Origin of the sequence: Streptomyces sp. N35 (assembly GCF_016464295.1) — a bacterium.
GTDB lineage: Bacteria > Actinomycetota > Actinomycetes > Streptomycetales > Streptomycetaceae > Streptomyces.
The window spans coordinates 23,153-27,818 of sequence record NZ_JAEIMH010000105.1 but is presented as its reverse complement, the minus strand read 5'-3'; the positions used below and the strand labels follow the sequence as shown (position 1 = coordinate 27,818).

Below are 4,666 nucleotides of genomic sequence, written 5' to 3'. Positions count from 1 at the left end.
CCGCGGGGGGCCCCGGGGTCGGGGCGGCCGGGGCGGTGCGTAGGGGCCGCCCGCCGGGCGCCCGTCGGCGCGGGGCTCGCGCTCCGCGCCGGCAAGGGCTCCGGTCCGCATCGGTCCGCCGCTCACATAGGCCCCCTCGTCACTGCTCTTCGCCGGCCCGACCGCACAGGGCGCGCGGCCTCGGATCCGGCGCAGAGCGTAGTCCCGGCGCCGCGCGCGGGCGGCCCGTGAGGCGCCCGACACGGCAGGCCGGTGGTCCCGGGTCGCCCGTTCGGTCCTCTGCCCACGCCCGTTGCGACCGGGCGTAACAGGATGAAGGAGCCGAGCCTCCGATATCGGCCTAAGGATGGTGCGCCCGTGCAGTTCGACGACAACGCCAATCTGGACACCTCGGAAGTCAGCGACGTCCGCGGCAGCCGGATGAAGAGCAAGGCGGCCATCGGCGGCGGATTCGCCGGCATCATCGCGCTGATCATGGGGCTCTTCTTCGGTGTCGGTCCGGACAATCTGGGCCTGACCTCGGGCAATGACGACCCCACGGACACCGCGTCGAGCGCCGCCCAGGTGCAGCAGACCTGTCGGACCGGGCAGGACGCGAACACCAAGGACGACTGCCGGATGGTCGCGGTGGTCAACAGCGTGCAGGACTACTGGCGCCAGGAGTTCCCACGCCGGGGCGCCCGGTACGGCGACGCGCAGACGGTGTTCTTCTCCGGCCGCGTCAACACCGCGTGCGGCGCCGCGAGCTCGGCGGTCGGGCCCTTCTACTGCCCCGGGGACCGGAAGGTCTATCTGGACCTGGGCTTCTTCAACGAGCTGCGCACCAAGTTCGGCTCCAGCGGCGGCCCGTTCGCCCAGGCCTATGTGGTGGCGCACGAGTACGGCCACCACATCCAGAACCTGGCCGGCACGCTGCAGCGCGCCCAGGACGGACGGACCGGCGCGAACAGCAACGCCGTACGCGTCGAGCTGCAGGCCGACTGCTACGCCGGTGTGTGGGCCAAGCACGCGACGAGCACCCCGGACGACGCCACCGGCCGGCCGCTGATCACCTCGCTCACGGACGAGGACATCCGCGACGGGCTGAGCGCGGCGGCCGCGGTCGGCGACGACCGGATCCAGGAGCGGTTCCAGGGCCGGGTGTCGCCGGAGAACTGGACGCACGGCTCGGCCGAGCAGCGGCAGCAGTGGTTCTACCAGGGGTACCGCACCGGCGACATGGCCCAGTGCAACACCTTCCGGTGACGGCGGGCGGGTGACCGCGGGCGGGCTCCCGACAGGGGTCCGGGAGGATTGTCAGTGCCGGGTGCCAGACTGGGCCACAGGTCACATCCGCATGGAAATCCTCTGAGGAGTGGATCCCCATGGCACAGTCACCGACCATCACCCCGACCCTGCTCTACGAGGACGCGAAGGCCGCGATCCGCCAGCTCACGGAGGCTTTCGGCTTCGCCGAGACCGCGCTGTTCGAGGGCGAGGGCGGCATCGTCGAGCACTGCGAACTCACGTATGGCAACGGCGTCGTGATGCTGAGCTCGAAGGGGCGCGGCGGAGCCTTCGCCAAGGCGATGGAGAACGCCGGTCCTGTCGGTCTGTTCATCCACATCGACGATGTCGACACCCATCACAAGCGGTCCGTGGAGCACGGCGTCGAGATCCTGATGCCGCCCACCGACCAGGACTACGGGTCGCGGGACTACATGGCCCGCGATCTCGAGGGCAACGTCTGGAGCTTCGGGAACTACAGCCCGCAGGCCGGCTGAGCTCCGCCCTTCAAGAGCTGAGCTCGGCCTTCAAAAACCGAGCTCCGCCTTCGAGACCGGCGCCGCACCGCTGAGCGCTGTCACGCCGCACCGCTGAGCGCTGTCACGCCCCGCCGGTGTGGACCTGGAAGGCCGCCCGCCGTACCGCCTTGGCGAGAGCCGGGTCCGGGTGGGCGGCCGCCAGCGCGACCAGGACCTGGACGGTACGGGGGTGGCCGACCGCGCGGATCTCGGCGAGCAGCTGCGGGATCGTCGGCTGCACCGCCGCTTCCAAGTGCCGTACGAGCAGGGTCGCTTCACCGTGGTCCGCGACCGCCGCGGCCGTGTCCACCCAGAGCCAGGTGGATTCCTCGCGGGTGAGGACCGTGTGCACGTCCTCGGGGTCGTAGCCCTCGTGCTCGGCGAGCCAGATCAGGGCGTACGGACGCAGCAGCAGCTCGTCGGAGGCGGCGCGTACGTCCGGTTCGGCGGGGGCGCCGACCACGCGCAGGGCTTCGAAGGCGAGGCCTCGCAGCAGGGAGTCGTCGCCGCGGGCCGCGTCGAGGAGTTCGGTCACGGCGCTGCCCACGGGGCGCGCGGCCAGCCAGGCGCGGTATTCGGCGCGGGCGGCGTTGGGGCGCAGCCGGGCGCAGCCGCGGAGCATGCCCTCGGCGTGCTGCTCGATGTTCCCGGCGGGGCTCTGCGCGGCCACGATGATCTGTTCCAGCTTGACCCAGACCGCCCAGCTGCCGAGCGGTGTCATCGTCGCCTGGTCCGCGTCGAGGGTCAGTGCGCCGACGGCGGCGAGGCCGGTGAGCGCCCATTCGAGCAGCGGGGCCGAGTCCGTTTCGGCGGGGACCGGTTCGGCCTGCGGTCCGTAGGGGATCTCGCAGCGCTCGTCGCGGAGTTCGGTGACGCGCTGCTCGAGGAGGTCGAGCAGCTGGGGCAGCGGGAGAGGACCCTGGGAGAGCTGAAGCACGGACAGCAACTGCGGTACGGCCTCGATCACTTCGGCCACCGCGGCGGGTGCGAGCTCGGCGGGCGCCGGGTGCACCAGGGACCACGCGTCGAACAGGGCGACCCACCCGCGCAGGACCGCCGAGTCGTCCCGGTCCCAGGCACGCAGCCGCCAGCCCGCGCGGGCGCTGTCGCCGTGCACCTCGATCAGACCCGCCAGGCGTGCGGTGTCCCAGTCGGTGCGTACCTGCTGAGGTGTCAGCTCCAGTTGCGCGGCGGCCCGTTCGGCGATGTCCGGGGTGAGGACGCCGCCGGGTGCGGTGCGCAGCACGTTCTGCTGTCCCCCGCTGCCGGTGTCCCCGGCCCAGCGCGCGATCCGCGCGGCGGCGGCCAGGCCCTTGCGCGCCATGGTGGCGAGCTGCGCGGGGGCGGGCGTGCCCTCGGGCGGCCTGGGAGCGGGGCGGCGCCGGGCCCTGGGGGGCTCTGCTGCGGGGACGGGCGCCAGGGGGCGCGGGCGGACGAGTCGGAGCCTGGAGTCGCGCGGGTTACGGGACGTCACAGGGTGCAGTCTTCCCGCTCGGACCCCGAAAACCCAATCGGGAGTCCGGTGTGGGAGCTTCGCCCTGATCGGGCCCCATCGGGGGACTACGGCTCGCGATATCCGGCAGGCGCCTCACACACCTGCTAAAGCAGCGGAGTGAGGAAGCGGCGCATGGTCTCCTCGTAGCCGTGCGGGTCCGCGTTCCACATCGCGCCGTGCGGGGCGTCGGGCACCGTGTGCAGGGTGATCAAATCCGGGCGGCGGGCGGCGAATTCACGGGTCGCGGCCCAGGGCGCGAGGGTGTCGTCGGGGCCGTGGAAGACGAGGACAGGGACCCCGATGCCGTCGGGTGCGGCGGCGCCCCTGGTCCGGTCGCCGCTCAGTCCGGTGCGGCCCTGTGCGGCGCGCACCGCGAGCGGCAGCAGCGGGGAGGGCGTACGGCTCGCCGCGGCGAGCGCGCGGACCGTGCTCTCCCAGTCGAGGACCGGCGAGTCGAGGATCAGTCCGCTGATGCGGTCGCGCAGGGCGGAGTGGGTCAGCGCGTGCAGCGCCATCGTGGCGCCCGTGGACCAGCCGTGGACGACGATGTTCCGTGCGCCGTAGCGGACGGCGTAGCGCAGGGCCGCGTCCAGGTCGCGCCACTCGGTCTCGCCGAGATGGGCGAGCCCGTCGGGTGAGCGGGGTGCGCCGAGGTCGCCGCGGTAGGCGAGGTCGAGTACGGGGATCCGCATGCCGTGCAGGAACTCCATGACGACCATGGGGTGTTCGCGCGTGGCGCCCAGGCCGTGCACGGTGATCACCCAGGTGTCGCGGTGCGCGGGCACGAACCAGGCGGGCAGCCCGCCGAGCTCACCGGGGATGTCGACATCGGCGTGGTCGAGGCCGAGCGCGGTGCGCGGGTTGCCGAGGTGGACCTGCGGGGTGAGCCACACCTTGGCGCCGACGTCGAGGGTGCCGTGGGTGACGCGGTCGAGGCGGCGCACGACGGTGTCGGCCGTGTGCGGGGCGTCCTCGATGACCGGTCCGACGACGGCGTGGCAGCCGTGGCCGGTCAGTCCGTAGACGCCGGGGCGCTGGGAGGCGAGGTCGCGGGTCAGCGCGATCTGACGGCTCGACGTGGCGTGCACGGTGAGGGCGGGCTCGGTGGGCAGCGGTTTGCCGGGCTCGACCTTCAGAGCGGCATCGCTGGCGTGGCGGCCGGCCGCGAGCATGGCCGCGCCGGCACCGATCAGGGCGGTGACGGCTGCTGCCGTCGCGGTTGCGGGGCGCACGGGTCCAGTGTCGGTGCGTAGGGGGTTGTCGGCCAGTGGGCGGGGTCCTTGTTCGGGTGCGGTCCCGTTGTCGGGTGCCGGCCGGTTGCGTCTGCGGCGGGCTGGTTTCCCCTACCCGCCCCTTCCCGAAACCGGGGCTTCGCCCCGGACCCCCG

The 4,666-nt window shown here is 73.0% G+C and carries 4 protein-coding genes; 2 read left to right on the top strand and 2 right to left on the bottom strand.

Annotation, left to right across the window (positions count from 1 at the left end; all coding sequences use genetic code 11):
* Positions 1–357 precede the first annotated feature (357 nt).
* Both JAO81_RS36825 and JAO81_RS36820 read left to right on the top strand, forming a co-directional pair.
* A complete protein-coding gene (locus tag JAO81_RS36825) occupies positions 358–1,245 on the top strand; it encodes a neutral zinc metallopeptidase (RefSeq protein ID WP_199552352.1) in 888 nt (295 codons plus the stop codon).
* 119 nt (positions 1,246–1,364) lie between these two features.
* On the top strand, positions 1,365–1,763 hold the full coding sequence (locus JAO81_RS36820; protein WP_199552351.1) for a VOC family protein: 399 nt from the start codon (positions 1,365–1,367) through the stop codon (positions 1,761–1,763).
* Between the two features lie 103 nt (positions 1,764–1,866).
* Here JAO81_RS36820 and JAO81_RS36815 read toward each other — a convergent pair whose 3' ends face one another.
* On the bottom strand, positions 1,867–3,258 hold the full coding sequence (locus JAO81_RS36815; protein WP_199552350.1) for a hypothetical protein: 1,392 nt from the start codon (positions 3,256–3,258) through the stop codon (positions 1,867–1,869).
* 125 nt (positions 3,259–3,383) lie between these two features.
* A complete protein-coding gene (locus JAO81_RS36810; protein WP_199552349.1) occupies positions 3,384–4,511 on the bottom strand; it encodes a S9 family peptidase in 1,128 nt (375 codons plus the stop codon).
* Between the last annotated feature and the right edge of the window lie 155 nt (positions 4,512–4,666).

Excerpts from the sequence above, each read along its gene's own strand:
- JAO81_RS36820 (WP_199552351.1), top strand. The coding sequence starts at position 1,365 with ATGGCACAGTCACCGACCATCACCCCGACCCTGCTCTACGAGGACGCG.